This is a genomic window from Streptomyces sp. NPDC028331 (genome assembly GCF_055565775.1).
This window is the reverse complement of sequence record NZ_JBVHTR010000025.1, coordinates 104,520-124,433: the sequence shown is the minus strand read 5'-3', so window position 1 is coordinate 124,433 and position 19,914 is coordinate 104,520. Positions and strand designations below refer to the sequence as shown.

Sequence of the window (19,914 nt, the reverse complement as noted above, 5' to 3'; positions counted from 1 at the left end):
GGGGGTGTGGAGGGGCACAAACTTGTCACCCACAACAAAAACGACAAAAGGGGGAAGCCTCCCCCACCCCGGCAACCCCAAAAAACCCCCCCCCCCCCCCCCCCCCCCCACACCACCCCCCCCCCCCCCCCCCCCCCCCCCCCCCCCCCCCCCCCCCCGCCCGAGTGCCCGTCTCTGACCAGGCGTGAGAGCGGATGCCGTGCAGTCGGTCTACGACACCACCGCGGGGTCGGCGGGCTTGGACACCCTCTCGGCGTTGTCTTCGTCACCCACGGCGATCCCGCGCCGCTTGGAGATGTACACCGCGAGCACGATCACGACGACCGCGAGCGCCGCGATGGCGATCCGCACGCCGATGTTCCTGTCGCTGCCGTAGGAGAACTTGATGACCGCGGGCGCGATCAGCAGCGACACCAGGTTCATCACCTTCAGCAGCGGGTTGATCGCCGGGCCGGCGGTGTCCTTGAACGGGTCGCCGACCGTGTCGCCGATCACCGTCGCGGCGTGCGCATCGCTGCCCTTGCCGCCGTGGTGGCCGTCCTCCACGAGCTTCTTGGCGTTGTCCCAGGCACCGCCGGAGTTGGCGAGGAAGACCGCCATCAGCGTGCCCGTGCCGATCGCGCCCGCGAGATACGCGCCGAGCGCTCCGACACCGAGGGTGAACCCGATGGCGATGGGCGCCATGACGGCGAGCAGACCGGGGGTGGCCAGCTCCCTGAGGGCGTCCTTGGTGCAGATGTCGACGACCTTGCCGTACTCGGGTTTCTCCGTGTAGTTCATGATCCCGGGCCGGTCGCGGAACTGCCGCCGCACCTCGAAGACCACCGCGCCCGCCGCCCGCGACACCGCGTTGATCGCCAGCCCCGAGAAGAGGAAGACGACCGCCGCGCCGGCGATGAGACCGACCAGGTTGTTGGGCTGCGAGATGTCCATGACCAGGCTCAGCGGTCCGCCGTCGCCGACCTTCTCGCCCACGTCCTGGGCGGCCGTGGTGATCGCGTCGCGGTACGAGCCGAAGAGCGCCGAGGCCGCGAGGACGGCGGTGGCGATGGCGATGCCCTTGGTGATCGCCTTGGTGGTGTTGCCCACGGCGTCCAGGTCGGTGAGCACCTGCGCGCCCGAGCCCTGGACGTCACCGGACATCTCGGCGATGCCCTGGGCGTTGTCGGAGACCGGACCGAAGGTGTCCATGGCGACGATCACCCCGACCGTGGTGAGCAGGCCCGTGCCGGCCAGCGCGACCGCGAACAGCGCGAGCATGATCGACGTACCGCCGAGCAGGAACGCCCCGTAGACGCCGAGGCCGATCAGCAGCGCCGTGTAGACGGCCGATTCCAGACCGACGGAGATGCCGGCGAGGACCACGGTGGCCGGACCGGTCAGCGAGGTCTTGCCGATGTCCCGGACGGGACGGCGGCTGGTCTCGGTGAAGTAGCCGGTCAGCTGCTGGATCAGCGCGGCCAGCAGGATGCCGATGGCGACCGCGACGAGCGCCAGGATCCGCGGATCACCGCTCTTGGCGCGGATCGCCACGTCGGTGACGCCCTTGAGACCGGCGTACGACGACGGCAGATAGGTGAAGACGGCCGCCGCGACCAGCGCCAGCGAGATCACCGCGGAGATGAAGAATCCCCGGTTGATCGCCGACATGCCGCTGCGGTCGGCCCGGCGCGGGGCCACCGCGAAGATGCCGATCATCGCGGTCACCACCCCGATCGCGGGCACGATCAGCGGGAAGGCCAGCCCGGAGTCGCCGAACGCGGCCTTGCCGAGGATCAGCGCGGCGACGAGCGTGACGGCGTACGACTCGAAGAGGTCGGCCGCCATCCCCGCGCAGTCGCCGACGTTGTCGCCCACGTTGTCGGCGATGGTCGCGGCATTGCGCGGGTCGTCCTCCGGAATGCCCTGCTCGACCTTGCCGACCAGGTCGGCGCCGACGTCGGCGGCCTTGGTGAAGATGCCGCCGCCGACACGCATGAACATGGCGATCAGCGCCGCGCCCAGACCGAAGCCCTCGAGGACCTTCGGCGCGTTCGCCGCGTAGACCAGCACGACACAGGAGGCGCCCAGCAGACCGAGCCCCACCGTGAACATGCCGACGACACCGCCCGTGCGAAAAGCGATCTTCATGGCCCGGTGCGAGACGGCGGTGAGGTCCTTTTCCGGCTCACCTTCCGCGGGGGTCGCCTCGCGCGCCGCCGCGGCGACACGCACATTGCTGCGCACGGCGAGCCACATACCGATATAGCCGGTGGCCGCCGAGAACGCCGCACCGATCAGGAAGAACACCGACCGTCCGATGCGCTGGTTCCAGTCGTCCGCGGGCAGCAGCATGAGCAGGAAGAACACGACGACGGCGAATACGCCGAGGGTGCGCAACTGCCGGGCCAGATAGGCGTTCGCGCCTTCCTGGACGGCGGCCGCGATCTTCTTCATGCCGTCGGTGCCCTCGCCGGCCGCGAGCACCTCGCGGACCAGAATCCCGGCCACTACGAGGGCCGCCAGCGCGACGGCCCCGATGACCACCACGATCAGGCGGTTGTCGTGGGTCAGGACCGCGGCCGCGAGGGCAGTGGGATGGTCAAACTGTTGAGGGGTAGAAAGCCCCGCCATTCGTCCTCCTTGACGCTTGGGCTGAGCTCAAGATGTGGACGGATTGTAGGTACCGGAACCTGATCAAAACAGTGCGCGGTAAACCGGATGAGACATCACTTGCTCGTCAGCAAAAGATCGCACATGAGCCACAGAATCCGAAAGTGGTAACGCGCCAAAACCATTGACTGGATGGCCGCTTGATCAAATTATCGGGTGATTGATCGTGAAGGTATTCACGTGAAGCGGTTCACGAATGACTATACGACTTTACAAAAAGAAGGGCCCTGCACAGGCAGGGCCCTTCCGAGAATATTGGGGTTTGAGGGGGAATTGCGCCTCAGGCGGGGAACGGAACCGTTCCGGGCGGTGCGGTCGGCCAGCTCATCCTGATCATTCCGCCGTTCTCCCCGGTGGTGACCTCGACGTCGTCCACGAGGCCGCTGATGACCGCGAGGCCCATCTCGTCCTCCTCGGCCTCGGACTCCGCCTCGACCGCACCGGCGCCCGCCGTCCCGTCCCCGGGCACGATGTGCGGCGCTTCGTCGCCGACCTCGATGGAGAACTGTTTCTCCTCCTCGGTCAGCAGCACCCGCACCGGCGCGGAGATGCCGTTGACCTGGTGCAGTCCGACGGCCCGGGTGCAGGCCTCCCCGACGGCGAGCCTGACCTCGTCGAGTGCCGCCTCCTCCACTCCGGCCCGGCGTGCCACCGCCGCCGCCACGAGACGGGCGGTCCTGACGTGTTCGGGCAGCGCGCTGAAGCGGAGTTCAACGGTGGCCATGCATCCCCCTCAGAACTTCGGGCGTGCGGTCGGGGGGCCGGGCCGTACTGGCCCGCACCCCCCGCTCTCTTGCTTCTGCCGCCCGGGCTCGTCGGCCCGGAAGCGGGGTCAGTCGGTGGCCGCCACCGCTTCCTCGACCGAGGTGTGAATCGGGAACACCTTGGTGAGGCCGGTGATGCGGAAGATCTTGAGAATGCGCTCCTGGTTGCACACCAGGCGCAGGGAGCCCTCATGGGCCCGGACGCGCTTCAAGCCGCCCACCAGCACGCCGAGCCCGGTGGAGTCGAGGAAGTCCACGCCCTCCATGTCGACGACGAGGTGGAAATTCCCGTCGTTCACCAGCTCGACCAGCTGCTCGCGCAGCTTGGGCGCGGTATATACGTCGATTTCGCCACCGACCTCGACGACCGTACGATCGCCGACGGTACGGGTCGACAGGGACAGGTCCACGGATCCTCCAGCACCTTGCTATCGAGCGGTCGCCCCTCGGGCACCTCGGCTTCAGCCCCCGGGACGGTTCGCCAGCCGCGATGGCATTCAATCACTTACTGGCAGGCGTGCACGACGCCTTGGACCCATTGTCCGTCACGCCGGTGACACACTCGGTGCCGATGGCCAAGAATCACCGATCCGATCGACCCCCGACGGGCCCCGTGCCCCGCCTGTCGCCGGGCACCGTGCTGAACCGGCTCGCCTCGGGTCCGAGCCGGGCTGCGCGCATCACTCATACGGAGCACTTGCCCCCGCGAGAGGGTCGCCATGCCGTCTGGCCGGACCGGATCCGTGCCGAGGTCGTCGCCGCCGTGCGGCAGGCGGGCATCGAGCACCCCTGGGCCCACCAGGCCCTCGCCGCCGAGCACGCCCTGGACGGCGACTCCGTGGTCGTCGCCACGGGCACCGCGTCGGGCAAGTCGCTCGCCTACCTGGTCCCGGTGCTGTCGCGGCTCCTGGACGGCGCCGAAGCCCCGAACGGCCGGGGCGCGACCGCGCTGTACCTCGCCCCCACCAAGGCCCTCGCGGCGGACCAGTGCCGATCGGTGAAGAAACTTTCACACTCTCTCGGCACGGCGATCCGCCCCGCGGTCTACGACGGCGACACGCCGCCCGAGGAACGCGAATGGGTACGCCAGTACGCCAACTACGTCCTCACCAACCCCGACATGCTGCACCGCGGCATATTGCCCTCACATCCGCGCTGGTCGTCCTTCCTGCGTGCCCTGAAGTACGTCGTCATCGACGAGTGCCACACCTACCGCGGCGTCTTCGGCTCCCACGTCGCCCAGGTCGTGCGTCGGCTGCGCCGCCTGTGCGCCCGCTACGGATCCGAACCCGTCTTCCTGCTGGCGTCCGCGACCGCCGCCGAGCCTTCGGTGGCCGCCCGCCGCCTCACCGGCCTACCGGTCGTCGAGGTCGCGGACGACGCCTCCCCGCGCGGCGAGCTGGTCTTCGCCCTGTGGGAGCCCCCGCTCACCGAACTGCACGGCGAACGGGGCGCACCCGTCAGGCGCACGGCCACCGCCGAGACCGCCGACCTGCTGACCGACCTGACCGTGCAGGGTGTGCGCTCGGTCGCCTTCGTCCGCTCCCGCCGCGGCGCCGAACTGATCTCGGTGATCGCCCAGGAACGCCTGGCCGAGGTCGACCGCTCCCTGGCCCGGCGCGTGGCCGCCTACCGCGGCGGCTACCTGCCCGAGGAGCGCCGCGCCCTGGAGCGGGCCCTGCACTCCGGTGAACTCCTCGGCCTCGCCGCGACGACCGCCCTGGAGCTCGGCGTCGACGTGTCCGGGCTCGACGCCGTGCTGATCGCCGGCTACCCGGGGACGCGCGCCTCGCTGTGGCAGCAGGCGGGCCGGGCCGGCCGGGCCGGGCAGGGCGCCCTCGCGGTGCTCGTCGCCCGTGACGACCCGCTGGACACGTTCCTCGTCCACCACCCGGAGGCCCTCTTCGACCAGCCGGTGGAGTCCACGGTCCTCGACCCGGACAACCCCTACGTCCTCGCCCCGCACCTGTGCGCCGCGGCGGCCGAGCTCCCCCTGACGGAGGAGGACCTGGAGCTGTTCGGTCCCGCCTGCGAGGACGTGCTGCCGCAGCTCGAGGCCGCGAAGCTGCTGCGCCGTCGCACCAAGGCGTGGCACTGGACGCGCCGGGAGCGGGCCGCCGACCTCACGGACATCCGCGGGGCGGGCGGGCGCCCGGTCCAGGTCGTCGAGGCCGGCACCGGGCGACTGCTCGGCACGGTCGACGCGGGCGCCGCCCACACGACGGTCCACGAGGGCGCCGTCCATCTGCACCAGGGCCGTACGTACCTGGTGCGGTCGCTCGACCTGGAGGACTCCGTCGCCCTGGTCGAGGAGGCCAACCCCCCGTATTCGACGGTCGCCCGCGACACGACCTCCATCTCCGTCCTGGAGACGGACGTCGAAGTGCCCTGGGGCGAGGGCCGGTTGTGCTACGGCTCCGTCGAGGTCACCAACCAGGTCGTCTCCTTTCTGCGTCGACGCGTCATCACCGGTGAAGTGCTGGGCGAGACCAAACTCGACCTCCCTCCTCGCACGCTGCGCACCCGCGCCGTGTGGTGGACGGTCACCGAGGACCAGCTCGACCAGGCCCGCATCAGCCCGGAGATCCTCGGCGGCGCGCTGCACGCGGCCGAACACGCCTCGATCGGCATGCTTCCGCTGTTCGCCACCTGCGACCGCTGGGACATCGGGGGCGTCTCCGTGCCACTGCACCCGGACACGCTCCTGCCCACGGTCTTCGTGTACGACGGCCACCCGGGCGGCGCGGGCTTCGCGGAGCGCGCCTTCCACACGGCCCGCTCCTGGCTGTCCGCCACCCGCCAGGCCATCGCGTCCTGCGAGTGCGAGGCGGGCTGCCCGTCCTGCATCCAGTCCCCCAAGTGCGGCAACGGCAACGACCCGCTGCACAAGAGGGGTGCCGTGCGCCTCCTCACGGTGCTGCTGCGCGGGGCGCCAGAGGAGGCGGCGAGCGATCCGGCGGCTCCGGTGCCCTCGGCTCCGCCGGCCCCGCCCGCGCCCTGACCTCGGCGGTGAACGGCCCCGCGGCCGACGCCGCCGTGACGTCGGAGACCGCCCCCACCAGCGCGCACCGCACGAGTCTGCTCCCCTGGGCCCGGGCGATCCGGCCCGCCGTGGCGCACGCCTTGGCGCCGCCGTCCGTCCAGTGGTCCGCGGCCGCGAGTGCGGCGAGGTCCGCCGCACCGGCCGCACGGTGCCTGGCCAGCACGACCTCGCCCTGGGCCAGCACCACGCCGAACACGGCACACAGCGCGCCGAGCAGGCACACGACCCAGACGGTCGCGGAGCCTCGGTCCGAACGGGCCGTGGCCACACGGGCCTTGCAGGCCGTGAAGCGGCCGCGGTTCACCCGGTGCGGGGTTGCCGCGGCCGAGGCCATGCGCACGGTGCCGAGGACTGTCCGCAGGACGGGTCCGAGGGCGGTTTTGAGGGCGGTTCCGAAGGCAGTTTCGAGGGCGGTTCCGAGGACAGCCCCGAGGGCGGCCGTTTCACGCCTCTTCACCGCGTCACCCCCACCGTCTCCTCCGCCAACGCCACCGCTTCGTGGCGCAGTTCCAGGGGCAGCACATCCGGGCCCGGGGGATGCGCCACGACCAGCACCCGTACCAGGTCGCCCTGTCGGCTCACCGTGACCCTCGCGCCGTCCGGAGCCGCCTGCCGCGCCACGTCCCGCACCACGCCCGGCGGCTCCTGCCGAGCCGCCGCCCGGGCCCCCGCGCGGGCCGCGTCCACGCACCGGATCTGCGCGGACGCGGCCAACAGGGCCCAGACGAGAGCCATCGCGAAGAGCACCAGGGAGGGCAGCACGACCGCGGTCTCCGCCGTCACGAAGCCACGGTCCCGGGCACGGCCCGGTCCCCGGCGCACCCTCACCCCGTCACATCCGGACACTGAGCGCCCGTTTCACGATCGCCTGCAGCTCCGCGCTGACCTGCCCGCTCGTCAGCACCTTGTACAGGAGCGCCGCGAAGGCCACCGCGGCGATGATCCCCACCGCGTACTCGGATGTGACCATGCCCGCGTCCCGGCGCACCGCCGCCCGCAGTCGGCCAACCAGCGCGCGCACCCGGGCTCGTACTCGTACCGCCTTGCTCATGTCTACCCCCGTGAGGTTGTCGTTGTCGTTCGTTGTGGTTGTCGTTCGTTGTGGTTGTCGTTCGTTGTGGTTGTCGTGGGTTGTCGATCGTCGTCGGCCGTCGTTGTCGTCGTCGGCCGTCGTCCCTCGTGTCAGTCGTCGTTGTCGTCGTCGGCCGTCGTCCCTCGCGTCGGCCGACGTCCCTCGCGTCGGTCGTCGTCGTCCGGCCCTGGACGGCGTCCGATCCGTTCGGTTCTTCTCGGTCGTCGGGTCAGCCGCTTCACCGCCTGTCGTGCACCGTCATCTCCCACCTCCTCCCAACAGCCCTCCCGCCAGCCCGATCACCACGGGCAGGACCCCGACCGCGATGAACGCCGGCAGAAAGCACAGCCCCACCGGGGCGGTGACCAGGACGCCCGCGCGGCGGGCCCGTGCCGTCGCCCCTCGGGCCCACTCGGCGCGGGCCTCCGCCGCGAGGCGCCCGACCGGTGCGGCCGCCGGCGCCCCGGAGTCGCCCGCCCGTTCAAGGAGCCGCGCCAGTGCTCCGGCGCCGGGGAGCGTGGCGAGCCGCCGCCACGCATCGGCCGGTTCGCCCCCGAGCCGCACCTCGGCCGCGCCCCGCGCCAGCCGCTCCCCGACCGGTCCCCCCAGCGCCTCGCCCACCGCCTCGGCGGCCGACACCGGGCTCGCGCCCGCAGCGATGCACGCCGCGAGCAGGTCGGCGGTCAGCGGAAGCTGACGGGCGGCCACGGCCGGGTCGTACTCCTCGGTGCGTCGGTCGCGTTCCTGCCGGGCCCGCCACCGCGTCACGCCGATCCCGGTGACCAGCCCGGCCCCCAGCCCGACGAGCCCTCCGATCACCACCCAGCCGGCGCACAGCGCCCCGGCGACCGGCAGCCACCGCCGCACGGCGTTCCGCGCTCCGGCCCGCCGCAGCACTCCGCCCGGCCCCCGCTCACGCGACCGCTCCTGAGCCGCCCCCGCACCCGCGCCCGCCAGAACCGCATCCACCCGCCGCCGCACCCTGCGCTCCCGCCGTGCGACGACGAGCGTCCGCGCCGGCCACCACAGCGCCAGCACCGCGCAGAGCATCCCCAGCCTGTGGACAACGCCCGCGCTCATGCCGCTTCCGCCCCTCGTACGATCCGCAGCGCCCACCACAGCCCCGCCCCCTCCAGCACGCCACCGGTCACCAGACACGCCAGCCCCGCCCCGGTGTGCAGCAACACGTGCAGCGGGCGGGCGCCGAGCGCGGTGCCCAGCAGCAGCCCGAGGACCGGCAGCCCCGCCAGCAGGACCGCCGTCGACCGGGCACCCGCCAACTGCGCCCGCAGGTCCGCGCGTTGGTTGCGCTCGGCACGCAGCGCCCCCTCCAGGCGGTCGAGCCCGGCCGCCAGTCCGGCGCCCCGGTCCACGGCCACCCGCCAGCATGCGGCCAGCCCGGACAACCCGTCGGCCCCCGGCTGCCGTGCCGCGTCCGCGAGCGCGCCCGGGACGTCCCCGCCGAACCGCGCCGCCGCCAGCACCGCGGCCTGGGCCTCGCCGAGTCCGCCGCAGTCCCGTACCGCCCGCAGCAGCGCCTCGCCCGGCTGGCGCCCGGCGCGGACCTCCCCGGCGAGCGCCGCGCACAGCGCGATCACCGCCTCACCACGCGCTTCCCCTGCCTGCCCCGCCTCCCGCGTCCGCCGCACCCGCCGCAACACCGGCACACCGACGGCTCCGGCCATCAGGGGCAGCAGAGACGTCCCGAGCACCGCGATCACCGCGCCCACGGCCACCGACCACCACTCCACCGGCAACCGCCGCACCCGGAGCGCGACCCGCTCCCAGGGCGGCGAACCACCCCGCGTCGCCGCGCCACCACCCGCGAACAGCAACCGGGCGCGGCGCGCCCCCGTGTCCGGGCGGCTCGTCATCCAGGCCGCCGCCCCCGCACACGCCAGGCCCAGGCCAACCGCCATGTGACCGATCCCCGTCACTCCCCCGACCGCCATCCGGCCGCCCCCCGTTCCTCCGACCGCCATCCGACCGCCCCCCCGTTCCCCCGACCGCCATCCGACGGCCCATGTCCCATCGACCGCCGTCCCACCGATCCCGGTCACAACACCCCACTCCCCCCGCCTCCGTCCCGGAGCAGCTCCCGCAGCCGCTCCCACCCCCGCTCGCGTGCGAAGGCCTCGGGTCCCCACCGCAGGGCGGGCACCGTCACCACGAGCCCCGACGCGTCCCGCTCGAGCACATGCACCTCCGCGATCCGGCGCCGCCCGGTCCGGTCGCGCACGAGGTGGAGGACCACCGACAGGGCGGCCGCCAACTGGCTGTGCAGCGCGGCCCGGTCCAGGCCCGCCGCCGTGCCGAGGGCCTCCAGCCGGGCGGGCACCTGGGCCGCGGCGTTCGCGTGGAGCGTGCCGCAGCCGCCTTCGTGGCCCGTGTTCAGCGCGGCCAGCAGGGACACCACCTCCGGGCCGCGCACCTCGCCGACGACGAGCCGGTCGGGTCTCATCCGCAGGGCCTGCCGCACCAGGTCCTGCAGTTCGACCAGCCCCACCCCCTCCTGGTTCGCGGGCCGCCCCTCCAGGCGCACCACATGCGGGTGGTCGGGCCGCAGCTCCGCCGAGTCCTCTGCCAGCACGATCCGCTTCGTCGGCCCCACCACGCCGAGCAGCGCGCTCAGGAGCGTCGTCTTGCCCGAGCCCGTCCCGCCGCTGATCACGTAGGAGAGCCGGGAGGCGATCAGCGCCCGCAGCACCCGGTCCCCGCCCGGCGGCACCGTGCCGGCCGCCACGAGTTCGTCGAGGGTGAACGCGCGCGGCCGTACGACCCGCAGGGACAGGCAGGTGGAGCCGACGGCGACGGGCGGGAGCACCGCGTGCAGCCGGGTGCCGTCGGGCAGGCGGGCGTCCACCCACGGCCGTGCGTCGTCGAGCCGCCGCCCGGCCACGGCCGCCAGCCGCTGCGCCAGGCGCCGTACGGCCGCCGCGTCCGGGAAGGACACCTCCGTCAGCTCCAGTCCCGCGCCACGGTCCACCCACACGCGGTCCGGCGCGGACACCAGGACGTCCGTCACGGACGGGTCGGCGAGCAACGGTTCCAGAGGGCCGCTGCCGACCAGTTCGGAGCGCAGTTGCCGGGCCGCGCCCAGCACTTCCGCGTCCCCGAGCACCCGTCCCTGCTCGCGCAGCGCCTGTGCCACGTGCGCGGGGGTCGGCTCTGCCCCGCTCTCGGCCAGCCATTGCCGCACCCCGTCCAGCAGCCGCGCCCCCTCGCCTGCGCCTGCCGCTCCGCCGGGACCCGCGTCCGCTCCGGAACCGGGCCCCGCCGCGCCTGCCGTCACGCCCCAGCCCGTGCTCATACGGGGTCACCCGCCTCGGCCAGCGCCCGCTCCCAGAGGGCCGAGCAGAACCGGGCGAGCGGCCCCCGCGCCGCTCCCCCGGGCGGTACCGAGCCGTCCGCCGGCGGTGTCTCGTAGGGCACCTCGCCGACCAGTGGCAGTCCCAGCAGGCGTGCCACCTCGCGGTCGTCCAGCCCGGGCGTGTACGGCCCCCGGACCGCGATCCGCAGGTCGCCGAGGACCATGCCGACCGCGGACGCCACCCGCCGCGCGGCCGCGATCCCCCGCAGTTCCCCCGGGACGACCAGGATGCCGACGTCCATCTGCGCGAGGGCCTCGGCGACCCCCTCGTCGACACGGCGCGGGAGATCGACGACGACCGTGCCGCCGCGCCGCCGGGCCGCGGCGAGGACCGCGCGGACCGCCTGGGGCGGAACGGCCACGGTGTCGCCGCGGTCCCAGCTCAGCACCCGCAGCGCGTGCACCCGCGGCAGGGACTCCTCCAGGGCGCCGCTGCCCACCCGCCCCCGGGAGGCGGCGAACGCCGGCCAGCGCAGCCCTTCCGTGGTCTCTCCGCCGAGGAGTACGTCGAGTCCGCCGCCCAGCGGATCCGCGTCCACGAGCAGGGTGCGCCTGCCCTCACGCGCGGAGGTGACGGCGAGGGCGCAGGCGAGCGTGGACGCACCGGCCCCGCCCCGTCCGCCGATCACCCCGACGGTGAGCGCGGGCCGGCCGACCCCCTCGGCCACGTCGGCGATGCGGTCGACCAGCCACTGCTCGCCGTCCGGGAGCAGCAGGACGTGGTCCGCGCCGATTTCCATGGCGCGCCGCCAGACTCCCGGATCGTCCTGGTCCCGTCCGACCAGCACGACTCCCCGTCTGCGCGCGGCCCCCCGCACGCGGCGCGCCGCATCGTCACCGACCAGGACCAGGGGCGCCGCTTCCCAGCCGCCCCGCTGCTCGGGCACCCCCGGGTGAACTTCCGCTCTGGCGCCGGCGGCCGCGCACAGGCGCAGCAGGTCGTCGAGGAGTTCGGCGTCCTCGGTGACGATCAGCGGTCCGCTCCGCCGCCCCTCGGCGGCGGCCGCTCCGTCCCCGTCGTGTGTCATGGCTCCTGCCACGGTTTCCAGCCCCCTTCGCTGCTTCCCTCGGTCGCGTCCGCGGGTCCCGGCTGGTCCCGCTCTTCCCGCCCGCCCGGAGAACCGGCAACCGGTCTCCATATGAACGGCCCATACGGACCGGCCATAGGCGCCCGGCAAACGGAACCGGGCATGTACGGGCCATGAACTCGTGGCCGTGAACCGGCGTGAACTCGCCGCCGGCCGGACGCGTTGGAATCAAGGTGCAGCGATCCCGGAAATCGTGTGGATCTTGATCGATAACTGTGGACAACTCAGCGGTTGTGAATATCGCCTTCACCCATACCGGCGACGGATGGGCGGCCTCCGCAGAGCAGTGCGACGACTACTCACCGTAGCGGATCATGGACAGGCGAAGCGGCGGCCACACGGCCGCCGAACGGCCTTGAAGCCGTACCGAAAAAACGAAAAACCCACCCGGACATGCGACGACCCCCGCCGGGGGGGAGAGCGGGGGTCGTCCCCACGGCCGACTCGGGGGGGGAGGAGTCGGACCGGGTTAGCACGGTCGCGAACGATCCGTGACTTCCATGGTGTACCCGAGAGCCCTCTCAGGCAAACCCACACGCCCCACCTTACGCCGAATGGTGGGCCCCTATGCTCTGGCCCGTGGAAAACCACTCCTTGCCCCGCACAGCGGCCTTCTTTGACCTGGACAAGACGGTCATTGCGAAGTCGAGCACTCTCACGTTCGGCAAGTCCTTCTACCAAGGCGGACTGATCAACCGCAGGGCGGCGTTGCGCACCGCATATGCCCAGTTCGTGTTCCTCGCCGGCGGCGCCGACCACGACCAGATGGAACGGATGCGGGAGTACCTGTCCGCGCTGTGCCGCGGCTGGAACGTCCAGCAGGTGAAGGAGATCGTCGCCGAGACGCTCCACGACCTGATCGACCCGATCATCTACGACGAGGCCGCGTCCCTCATCGAGGAGCACCACAGCGCCGGGCGCGACGTGGTGATCGTGTCCACGTCGGGCGCCGAGGTCGTCGAGCCGATCGGCGAACTGCTCGGCGCGGACCGGGTCGTGGCGACCCGCATGGTCGTGGGCGACGACGGCTGCTTCACGGGCGAGGTGGAGTACTACGCCTACGGGCCGACGAAGGCGGAGGCGGTCAGGGAACTCGCCGAGTCGGAGGGGTACGACCTGGCGCGCTGCTACGCGTACAGCGACTCGTTCACCGACCTGCCCATGCTGGAGGCCGTCGGCCATCCGCACGCCGTGAACCCCGACCGGGCGCTGCGTCGCGAGGCGCTCGCGCGGGAATGGCCGATTCTCGACTTCCACCGCCCGGTCCGACTGAAGCAGCGGCTGTCGGTGCCGCCGCGGCCGGCGCTCCTCGCGGTGGCCGCGATAGGCGCGGCGGCGGCCACGGCAGGGCTCGTCTGGTACGCGAGCCGGCGCCGTCCACCCGTCGTGTGACCCCGGCGCACGGGGAGAGGAGCACCCTTCCGCCCCCTTCGCATACCTTTGAACCGAAAAGTAAAGAACTGCATAGAGGGCTTCCGCTTGTCGCCGCCCTGGAGTACAAAGGCATTAACGGCCCGCGAGACCAAAGGACATCCGAAAGGATCACCTTTTAAACGCAATTGGCCCCACGGACCGAGCATGAACACCGGGCACCCACGCGACGTCGACCCGTCGATTACGGGCCAGCCGCACCAGGTCACGGGCAAAGTTCCCGACCTGATGGGCGACCATCGAGGACGCTTGGTAACTCGGTGAACGTGCCAGCGGCGGTACGAGATTTCGTACCGCCGCAACCATGCGAAGGCCCCCGAAGGGGCCTTTTCCCGTACTCCGCGGGCGCGCTCCACAGCGCCGCCGCACCCCGCACCCCCGCTGCTGCGCGCCTCCGGTGCTACGCGGCCCCGCGCTGCAGCGCCTCGCAGACCGCCGTCGACTCGCGGACGCCCAGTTCGACCGCCCTCCCGCAGTGGGCGATCCAGGCCGCCATGCCCTCGGGAGTACCCGAGACGTAGCCGTCCAGCGCGGCGACATAGGCTGCCCGGCCCAGTTCCGCGTGGCCCACCTCCGCCGGGCAGACCGCCTTCGGGTCGAGCCCGCTCCCCACCAGCACGATGCGCTGCGCCGTGCGTGCGACGAGGCCGTTGTGGGAGGCGAAGGGGCGCAGGGCGAGCAGTTCGCCGTGCACGACGGCGGCGGTCACCAGGGCGGGCGCCGAGCTGCCCGCGACGATCAGCTCGGCGAGCCCTTCGAGACGGCCGGAGACCTCGGCCGCGTTCGGCAGCGGCAGCTCGACCAGCGGCTCGTCGACGCCCTCGCCGTCCTGCCGCGGGCGCCCCACGCGCGGGTCGGGATCCGCCGCGGCCACCAGGTGCAGCCGCGCCAGCACCCGCAGCGGCGACTGCCGCCAGACGGACAGCAACTGCCCCGCCTCGGCGGTCAGCCGCAGCGCGGCACCGACCGTACGGGCACCGTCGTCACCACTGAAGTCGGTGCGCCGCCGCACCTCCTCCAGGGCCCAGTCGGCGCCGGACAGCGCGGCCGAACCGCGCGCGGCGCGCAACGCCGCCTCGGAGGTGATCTCATTGCTGCGGCGCCGCATGATCCGGTGCCCGTAGACCCGGTCCACGGCCTTGCGCACGGATTCCACGGACTCGGCCACCCCGGGCAGCGCCCCCAGGGCCGCCAGCGGGTCGGCGGACGCACCTGTCGTACTCATGAGTACGACCCTACGCACCCCGCGGCCCCTCCTTCGAAGGGGTGGTCTTCTTTCCACAGACCTGCCACGCAAAGCTATCGCCACGCTACGCTCGGTGAATATGAAAATTGCTTTCGTCGGGAAGGGCGGCAGCGGCAAGACGACCCTGTCCTCCCTGTTCATCCGCCACCTCGCCGCCGCCGGTGCGCCCGTCATCGCCATCGACGCGGACATCAACCAGCACCTCGGGGCCGCGCTCGGGCTCGAGGAGGACGAGGCGACGGCGTTGCCGGCCATGGGCGAGCGACTGCCACTGATCAAGGACTATCTGCGGGGCACCAACCCGCGGATCGCCTCCGCCGAGACGATGATCAAGACGACTCCGCCCGGGGAGGGGTCGCGGCTGCTGCGGGTGCAGGAGGACAACCCGGTCTACGAGGCCTGCGCGCGTCCGGTGGAACTCGACGGCGGCACCGTCCGCCTGATGGTCACCGGCCCCTTCACGGACGCCGACCTGGGGGTCGCCTGCTACCACTCCAAGACGGGAGCGGTGGAACTGTGCCTGAACCACCTGGTGGACGGCCGCGACGAATACGTGGTGGTCGACATGACGGCGGGCTCCGACTCCTTCGCCTCCGGCATGTTCACCCGCTTCGACATGACGTTCCTGGTCGCCGAGCCGACCCGGAAGGGGATCTCCGTCTACCGCCAGTACAAGGAGTACGCGCGGGACTTCGGGGTCATCCTGAGGGTCGTCGGCAACAAGGTGCAGGGCCGCGACGACATCGACTTCCTCCGCGCCCACGCCGGTGACGACCTGCTGGAGACGGTGGGGCACTCGGACTGGGTGCGGTCCATGGAGAAGGGCCGCCCGCTCCGGTTCGAGTTCCTGGACGACGCGACCCGCCGCTCCCTCAGCGTGCTGCAGGTGGCCGCCGACGCCACGTACGAACTGCGCGACTGGGAGCGGTACACGCGTCAGATGGTGCACTTCCACCTGAAGAACGCCACCAGTTGGGGCAACGAACGCACCGGCGCGGACCTGGCGGCCCAGATCGACCCGGGCTTCGTGCTCAGCGAGGCCCTGACGGCCGCGGTGTGAGTGACGGGCACCCCGTCTACGGCTTCGCCGGCGGCGCCCCCGGCGCCCCTCTCGGCGCCGGGGCCGGGGACGAGGCCAGGAAGTTCTCCCATCCCTCGACCGGAGCCTGGCCCACCTGCAGGGTGCGCAGTCTCTCCAGGATGTGCGGGTCCTGTGCGTCCAGCCAGTCGACGAGTTGGCGGAACGAGACGCAGCGCACCTCGGGCTCGTTGCAGACGTGCTCGATCACGTCCTGGACGGCACGCATGTAGGTGCCGCCGTTCCAGGACTCGAAGTGGTTGCCGATGATCAGGGGCGCGCGGTTTCCGTCATACGCCCGCCGGAAGCCCTGGTACAGGCCGTCCCGCATCTGGTCGCCCCAGTCCTCGAACCTGTCGGGGTCCCCCTGGGTCTGGGTGCCCGACTGGTTGACCATGAAGTTGTAGTCCATGGTCAACTGCTCGTAGGTGTGGCCCGGGAAGGGCACGAGCTGCATCGACAGGTCCCACAGCCCTTCCTTCTTCTGCGGCCAGACCTGCTCGGCGACACCCGAGGTGTCGTAGCGGAAACCCAGCTCGCGGGCCGCCTTCATGAAGTTCTGCTGCCCCTCCAGACAGGGCGTGCGGCCGCCGATGAGCTCCTTGTCGTAGTCGAAGGGCAGGGAGGGCTCCTGCTTCAGACCGGAGTTGGTCTTCCAGGACTTCACGAACGCCTTCGCCTGGGCGATCTCGTCCTTCCACTCCTCCACCGACCACTGGCCGACCCCGCCCTCGGGGCCGCAGAAGTGACCGTTGAAGTGCGTGCCGATCTCGTTGCCCTCGAGCCAGGCCAGCCGCAACTGTTCGACGGTGTCCTTGATGCCCTTCTCGTCGTTGAAACCGATGTCCGAGCGACCCGACGAGTGCTGCGGCGGCCGGTACAACTCGCGTTTCTCCTCCGGCAGCATGTACACACCGCTCAGGAAGAACGTCATCGTCGCGTTGTTGGCCCTGGCGACCTTGCGGAAGTGCGAGAACAGCTTCTGACTGTCCTCCCCCGCCCCGTCCCACGAGAAGACCACGAACTGCGGTGGCCTGCGGCCGGGCTTGAGCCGCTCGGGTCGCGGCAGATGCGGCTGGGCGCCGGTGTAGGCGGTGGAGCCGTCGCCGATCAGGCGGACCGCGCTTCCCGGAGCCCCGGCACCGGGCCCTTTGCGCGGGCCCGGCTCGGAACGGGTCGGCCCGACGGAACAGCCGGCCAGCGCGGTGGCGCAGGCGGCGGCCAGGGCGAGGCTCGCGGCGGACCTCCGGGAGGCGGTCCCGGGTCTGAGGAGGGAGGTTCTCGGGGCGGAGGTTCTCGGGGTGGCGGTCATCTTCCACCCACCTTCTTCCTTCGGTCGGGCCACGCTGCTCAGGTGTGGGGCCACGCGGCAGACACCGGCGGAACTCCATGGCACCGCCCGGCCCGGCCAAGGTCGCACGGAACACCGGAAGGGTTTTGTACGACAAGCCGATGAAAGTGTCGATCCACCCTTTCGAGGGATTGGATGCCCTGTTTGCCCGCATTTCAGATACCTTCCCTTTACTCGCCATTACGATCCATTTACCGAGCAGTGACACATCCCGCCGCTTACGCCGTGACCCACGGCCGCGCCCCACCCCCGGCCCCCGCCGGGGCCACCAGTTCCGCGACCGCGCCGCACCGGAGGAGACGGGAACATGCCCGCCTGCGTCCCCGCCCGCGCCGCCGACTCGACTCGGACGAAGCGCGTACACCAGTCCCACAGCCCCCCACCGGCCCCGCCCCGCCGCTTCCGCGTCGCGGGCGCCGATCTGTCCGCCTCCCTCGCCGTCTTCCTGATCGCCCTCCCCCTGTCCCTGGGCATCGCCCTCGCCACCGGCGCCCCGCTCCAGGCCGGCCTCGTCGCCGCGGCCGTCGGCGGAATCGTCGCCGGCCGGTTCGGGGGCTGCCCCCTCCAGGTCAGCGGCCCCGCCGCCGGCCTCACCGTGGTCACCGCCGACCTCATCCACCGCTACGGATGGCGTACGACGTGCGCCGTCACCGTCCTCGCCGGCCTCGCCCAACTGGGCCTCGGCTGCCTGCGCGTGGCGCGCACCGCGCTCGCCGTCAGCCCGGCGATCGTGCACGGCATGCTCGCCGGCATCGGGGCCACCATCGCCGTCGCCCAGTTGCACATCGTGCTCGGCGGCACCCCGCAGAGCGCCGTCCTCGACAACCTCCGCGCCCTGCCCGCCCAGTTGGCGCACCTGCACCCGGCGGCCGTGTCGGCGAGCGTGCTCACCCTGGCCCTGCTCCTGCTCTGGCCACGGCTTCCCGGACGTATCGGACTGCTGCTGCGCCGGGTCCCGGCCCCGCTCGTCGCCGTCGCGGGCGCCACCGCGACGGCCTCGCTCGCCGGGCTCACCCTGCCCAGGGTCGACCTGCCGTCCTGGAGCAGCCACGCCCTGGCCGGCCTGCCCGAGGGCCCGGCGCTCGGCATCGCCGCCGCCGTCCTCACCATCACGCTGGTGTGCAGTGTGCAGTCACTGCTCGGTGCCGTGGCGGTGGACAAGCTGGCGGCCCGGCGCCATCCGCACCTCGGCCGCTCCGACCTGGACCGCGAACTGCTCGGGCAGGGTGCCGCGAACATCGTCTCCGGAGCGCTCGGCGGGCTGCCGATCGCGGGCGTCGCCGTGAGGAGCACGGCGAACGTCAACTCCGGAGCCGTCAGCCGGAACTCCACGATGCTGCACGGCGTGTGGGTGGTGGTGGCCGCGCTGCTGCTGGTCCCGGTGCTCGAGTTGATCCCCCTCGCCTCGCTCGCCGCACTGGTGATGGCCGTCGGCATCCAGATGGTGTCCCTGCACCACATCCGCACGGTCACCCGCCACCGAGAGGTGCCGGTGTACGCCGTCACCACGCTCGGCGTCGTCCTGCTGGGCGTCCTCCAGGGCGTGATGCTGGGCGTGGCGGCGGCCGTCGCCGTCGCCCTGCACCGCCTCACCCGCACCCGCATCACCCACGAGCAGCGGAAGGGAGTCCATCACGTACGGGTACGAGGCCAGTTGACGTTCCTCGCGGTGCCGCGGCTCAGCCGGGCGCTGCACCTGGTGCCCGCCGGGGCGGAGGCCGTCGTGGAGCTGGACGGGTCGTTCATGGACCACGCCGCGCACGAATCCCTGCAGGACTGGCAGCGCACCCACCGCGCGCGCGGCGGCACGGTATCCCTCACCGGCCGGGACGGCTCCCCGGTCGCGGTGCCCTCCCTGAGCTCGCCCCGGGCCGGATCCGGCGCGGAGTCCACCGGGCCCTCGGCATGCCGGTGCCGGCCCTGGACACCGTGGCGCAACCACCAGTGCGAGCGCCCGCCAACCGCGCTCACAGGCCACGGCCCCGGCGGGCCGGGCGGGACTCCCGGACCGAGCGGGCGCCAACTGGCGCACGGCATCAGCGCCTTCCAGCGGAACACCGCCCCGCTGGTGCGCGGCGAGCTGGCCCGCCTGGCGCGCGAGGGGCAGCGACCGTCGCACCTGTTCCTGACGTGCGCCGACTCCCGGCTCGTCACCTCGATGATCACGTCAAGCGGTCCCGGCGACCTCTTCGTCGTCCGCAATGTCGGCAACCTCGTGCCGCTGCCCGGCGCGGAGAGCGGGGACGACTCGGTGGCGGCCGCCATCGAGTACGCGGTGGACGTGCTCGGGGTGCGCTCCATCACGGTGTGCGGGCACTCGGGGTGCGGCGCCATGCAGGCCCTGCTCGCCTCGGACGCGGACGGCGCCCCTACGCCCCTGAGGCGGTGGCTGCGGCACGGGCTGCCCAGCCTGGAGCGGATGGCCGACGACGAGCGGCCGTGGGCCCGGATCGCCGGGCGGGAGCCGGCCGACGCGGTCGAACGGCTGTGCCTGACGAATGTGGTGCAGCAGTTGGAGCATCTGCGGGCGCACGAGTGCGTGGCCCGGGCACTCGGCGAGGGCGCACTGGAACTGCACGGGATGTATTTCCACGTCGGCGAGGCCCAGGCCTATCTGCTCGCCCCGGCCGAGGACGGGGCGGATCTCTTCAGCCGCGTGACGGCGGCCGAGGACCTGCGCCACCCGGCGTGACAGGGCGGTGGGGGGGGGGGGGGGGGGGGGGGGGGGACGGGGGGGGGGGGGGGGGGGAATAGGAAGGGAAGGGCGTGACGAGGAAGGAAACCACAAGGAAAAAAAAACGAGAACAAAGCAGACCCCG

The 19,914-nt window shown here is 72.3% G+C and carries 16 protein-coding genes; 4 read left to right on the top strand and 12 right to left on the bottom strand.

Translation table 11 applies throughout. From position 1 onward, the window contains the following. Nucleotides 1-210 precede the first annotated feature (210 nt). The 3 genes from ACZ4SW_RS30110 to bldG form a co-directional block, all read right to left on the bottom strand. Entirely contained in the window at nt 211-2,613 is a 2,403-nt protein-coding gene (locus ACZ4SW_RS30110) for a sodium-translocating pyrophosphatase (protein WP_468251846.1), read from the bottom strand. A 319-nt stretch (nt 2,614-2,932) separates the two neighbouring features. Then, complete coding sequence (locus ACZ4SW_RS30105) at nt 2,933-3,376, bottom strand: ATP-binding protein (protein ID WP_468251844.1); 444 nt, start codon at nt 3,374-3,376, stop codon at nt 2,933-2,935. 108 nt (nt 3,377-3,484) lie between these two features. Then, nucleotides 3,485-3,826, bottom strand: a complete 342-nt coding sequence (gene bldG, locus ACZ4SW_RS30100) for an anti-sigma factor antagonist BldG (RefSeq protein ID WP_010986038.1) — start codon at nt 3,824-3,826, stop codon at nt 3,485-3,487. Nucleotides 3,827-3,906: 80 nt separating this feature from the next. Here bldG and ACZ4SW_RS30095 point away from each other — a divergent pair, with 80 nt between their 5' ends. Next, nucleotides 3,907-6,417, top strand: coding sequence for a DEAD/DEAH box helicase (locus ACZ4SW_RS30095; RefSeq protein WP_468251843.1), 2,511 nt, complete (start codon nt 3,907-3,909; stop codon nt 6,415-6,417). On the opposite strand, the gene ACZ4SW_RS30090 is transcribed toward ACZ4SW_RS30095, so the two are convergent. The 7 genes from ACZ4SW_RS30090 to ssd all read right to left on the bottom strand — a co-directional run bounded on the left by ACZ4SW_RS30090 (nt 6,326) and on the right by ssd (nt 11,941). Beyond that, nucleotides 6,326-6,793: an Rv3654c family TadE-like protein gene (locus ACZ4SW_RS30090; protein WP_468251853.1), complete on the bottom strand. Its 468-nt coding sequence runs from the start codon at nt 6,791-6,793 to the stop codon at nt 6,326-6,328. The two genes, ACZ4SW_RS30095 and ACZ4SW_RS30090, sit on opposite strands and share 92 nt — an antisense overlap. Nucleotides 6,794-6,912: 119 nt before the next feature. Next, nucleotides 6,913-7,287, bottom strand: a complete 375-nt coding sequence (locus ACZ4SW_RS30085) for a TadE family type IV pilus minor pilin (protein ID WP_468251842.1) — start codon at nt 7,285-7,287, stop codon at nt 6,913-6,915. A 4-nt stretch (nt 7,288-7,291) separates the two neighbouring features. Further along, a complete protein-coding gene (locus ACZ4SW_RS30080; RefSeq protein WP_468251840.1) occupies nt 7,292-7,510 on the bottom strand; it encodes a DUF4244 domain-containing protein in 219 nt (72 codons plus the stop codon). Nucleotides 7,511-7,789: 279 nt separating this feature from the next. Further along, the gene (locus ACZ4SW_RS30075; RefSeq protein ID WP_468251839.1) at nt 7,790-8,611 is read right to left on the bottom strand and encodes a type II secretion system F family protein; all 822 of its coding nucleotides are present in this window, start codon (nt 8,609-8,611) and stop codon (nt 7,790-7,792) included. Further along, the gene (locus tag ACZ4SW_RS30070) at nt 8,608-9,450 is read right to left on the bottom strand and encodes a type II secretion system F family protein (protein ID WP_468251837.1); all 843 of its coding nucleotides are present in this window, start codon (nt 9,448-9,450) and stop codon (nt 8,608-8,610) included. The genes ACZ4SW_RS30075 and ACZ4SW_RS30070 overlap by 4 nt, the downstream gene beginning before the upstream one ends. A 137-nt stretch (nt 9,451-9,587) precedes the next feature. Continuing rightward, complete coding sequence (locus ACZ4SW_RS30065) at nt 9,588-10,841, bottom strand: TadA family conjugal transfer-associated ATPase (protein WP_468251836.1); 1,254 nt, start codon at nt 10,839-10,841, stop codon at nt 9,588-9,590. Beyond that, nucleotides 10,838-11,941 carry a septum site-determining protein Ssd gene (ssd, locus tag ACZ4SW_RS30060; protein WP_468251835.1) on the bottom strand — a complete coding sequence of 368 codons (1,104 nt, stop codon included), beginning with the start codon at nt 11,939-11,941 and terminating at the stop codon, nt 10,838-10,840. The genes ACZ4SW_RS30065 and ssd overlap by 4 nt, the downstream gene beginning before the upstream one ends. Before the next feature lie 615 nt (nt 11,942-12,556). On the opposite strand from ssd, the gene ACZ4SW_RS30055 reads away from it, so the two are divergent. After that, nucleotides 12,557-13,381, top strand: a complete 825-nt coding sequence (locus ACZ4SW_RS30055) for an HAD family hydrolase (RefSeq protein WP_468251833.1) — start codon at nt 12,557-12,559, stop codon at nt 13,379-13,381. 439 nt (nt 13,382-13,820) lie between these two features. Here ACZ4SW_RS30055 and ACZ4SW_RS30050 read toward each other — a convergent pair whose 3' ends face one another. After that, complete coding sequence (locus ACZ4SW_RS30050; protein WP_468251832.1) at nt 13,821-14,645, bottom strand: Fic family protein; 825 nt, start codon at nt 14,643-14,645, stop codon at nt 13,821-13,823. A 100-nt stretch (nt 14,646-14,745) separates the two neighbouring features. Here ACZ4SW_RS30050 and ACZ4SW_RS30045 point away from each other — a divergent pair, with 100 nt between their 5' ends. After that, nucleotides 14,746-15,726 (top strand): ATP-binding protein, encoded by a 981-nt coding sequence (locus ACZ4SW_RS30045; RefSeq protein WP_468251831.1) that lies wholly within the window; start codon nt 14,746-14,748, stop codon nt 15,724-15,726. 16 nt (nt 15,727-15,742) lie between these two features. Here ACZ4SW_RS30045 and ACZ4SW_RS30040 read toward each other — a convergent pair whose 3' ends face one another. Continuing rightward, nucleotides 15,743-17,056, bottom strand: a complete 1,314-nt coding sequence (locus ACZ4SW_RS30040) for a polysaccharide deacetylase family protein (protein WP_468251829.1) — start codon at nt 17,054-17,056, stop codon at nt 15,743-15,745. A gap of 346 nt (nt 17,057-17,402) precedes the next feature. Between ACZ4SW_RS30040 and ACZ4SW_RS30035 the strand changes: the two genes are divergently transcribed. Beyond that, the gene (locus ACZ4SW_RS30035; RefSeq protein ID WP_468251828.1) at nt 17,403-19,787 is read left to right on the top strand and encodes a SulP family inorganic anion transporter; all 2,385 of its coding nucleotides are present in this window, start codon (nt 17,403-17,405) and stop codon (nt 19,785-19,787) included. Nucleotides 19,788-19,914 lie beyond the last annotated feature (127 nt).

Excerpts from the sequence above, each read along its gene's own strand:
- ACZ4SW_RS30035 (WP_468251828.1), top strand. The coding sequence starts at position 17,403 with ATGCCCGCCTGCGTCCCCGCCCGCGCCGCCGACTCGACTCGGACGAAG.
- ACZ4SW_RS30090 (WP_468251853.1), bottom strand. The coding sequence starts at position 6,793 with ATGGCCTCGGCCGCGGCAACCCCGCACCGGGTGAACCGCGGCCGCTTC.
- ACZ4SW_RS30040 (WP_468251829.1), bottom strand. The coding sequence starts at position 17,056 with ATGACCGCCACCCCGAGAACCTCCGCCCCGAGAACCTCCCTCCTCAGA.
- ACZ4SW_RS30055 (WP_468251833.1), top strand. The coding sequence starts at position 12,557 with ATGCTCTGGCCCGTGGAAAACCACTCCTTGCCCCGCACAGCGGCCTTC.
- ACZ4SW_RS30105 (WP_468251844.1), bottom strand. The coding sequence starts at position 3,376 with ATGGCCACCGTTGAACTCCGCTTCAGCGCGCTGCCCGAACACGTCAGG.
- ACZ4SW_RS30080 (WP_468251840.1), bottom strand. The coding sequence starts at position 7,510 with ATGAGCAAGGCGGTACGAGTACGAGCCCGGGTGCGCGCGCTGGTTGGC.
- ACZ4SW_RS30110 (WP_468251846.1), bottom strand. The coding sequence starts at position 2,613 with ATGGCGGGGCTTTCTACCCCTCAACAGTTTGACCATCCCACTGCCCTC.
- ACZ4SW_RS30065 (WP_468251836.1), bottom strand. The coding sequence starts at position 10,841 with ATGAGCACGGGCTGGGGCGTGACGGCAGGCGCGGCGGGGCCCGGTTCC.
- ACZ4SW_RS30045 (WP_468251831.1), top strand. The coding sequence starts at position 14,746 with ATGAAAATTGCTTTCGTCGGGAAGGGCGGCAGCGGCAAGACGACCCTG.
- ACZ4SW_RS30050 (WP_468251832.1), bottom strand. The coding sequence starts at position 14,645 with ATGAGTACGACAGGTGCGTCCGCCGACCCGCTGGCGGCCCTGGGGGCG.
- ACZ4SW_RS30095 (WP_468251843.1), top strand. The coding sequence starts at position 3,907 with ATGGCATTCAATCACTTACTGGCAGGCGTGCACGACGCCTTGGACCCA.
- ACZ4SW_RS30070 (WP_468251837.1), bottom strand. The coding sequence starts at position 9,450 with ATGGCGGTTGGCCTGGGCCTGGCGTGTGCGGGGGCGGCGGCCTGGATG.
- ACZ4SW_RS30075 (WP_468251839.1), bottom strand. The coding sequence starts at position 8,611 with ATGAGCGCGGGCGTTGTCCACAGGCTGGGGATGCTCTGCGCGGTGCTG.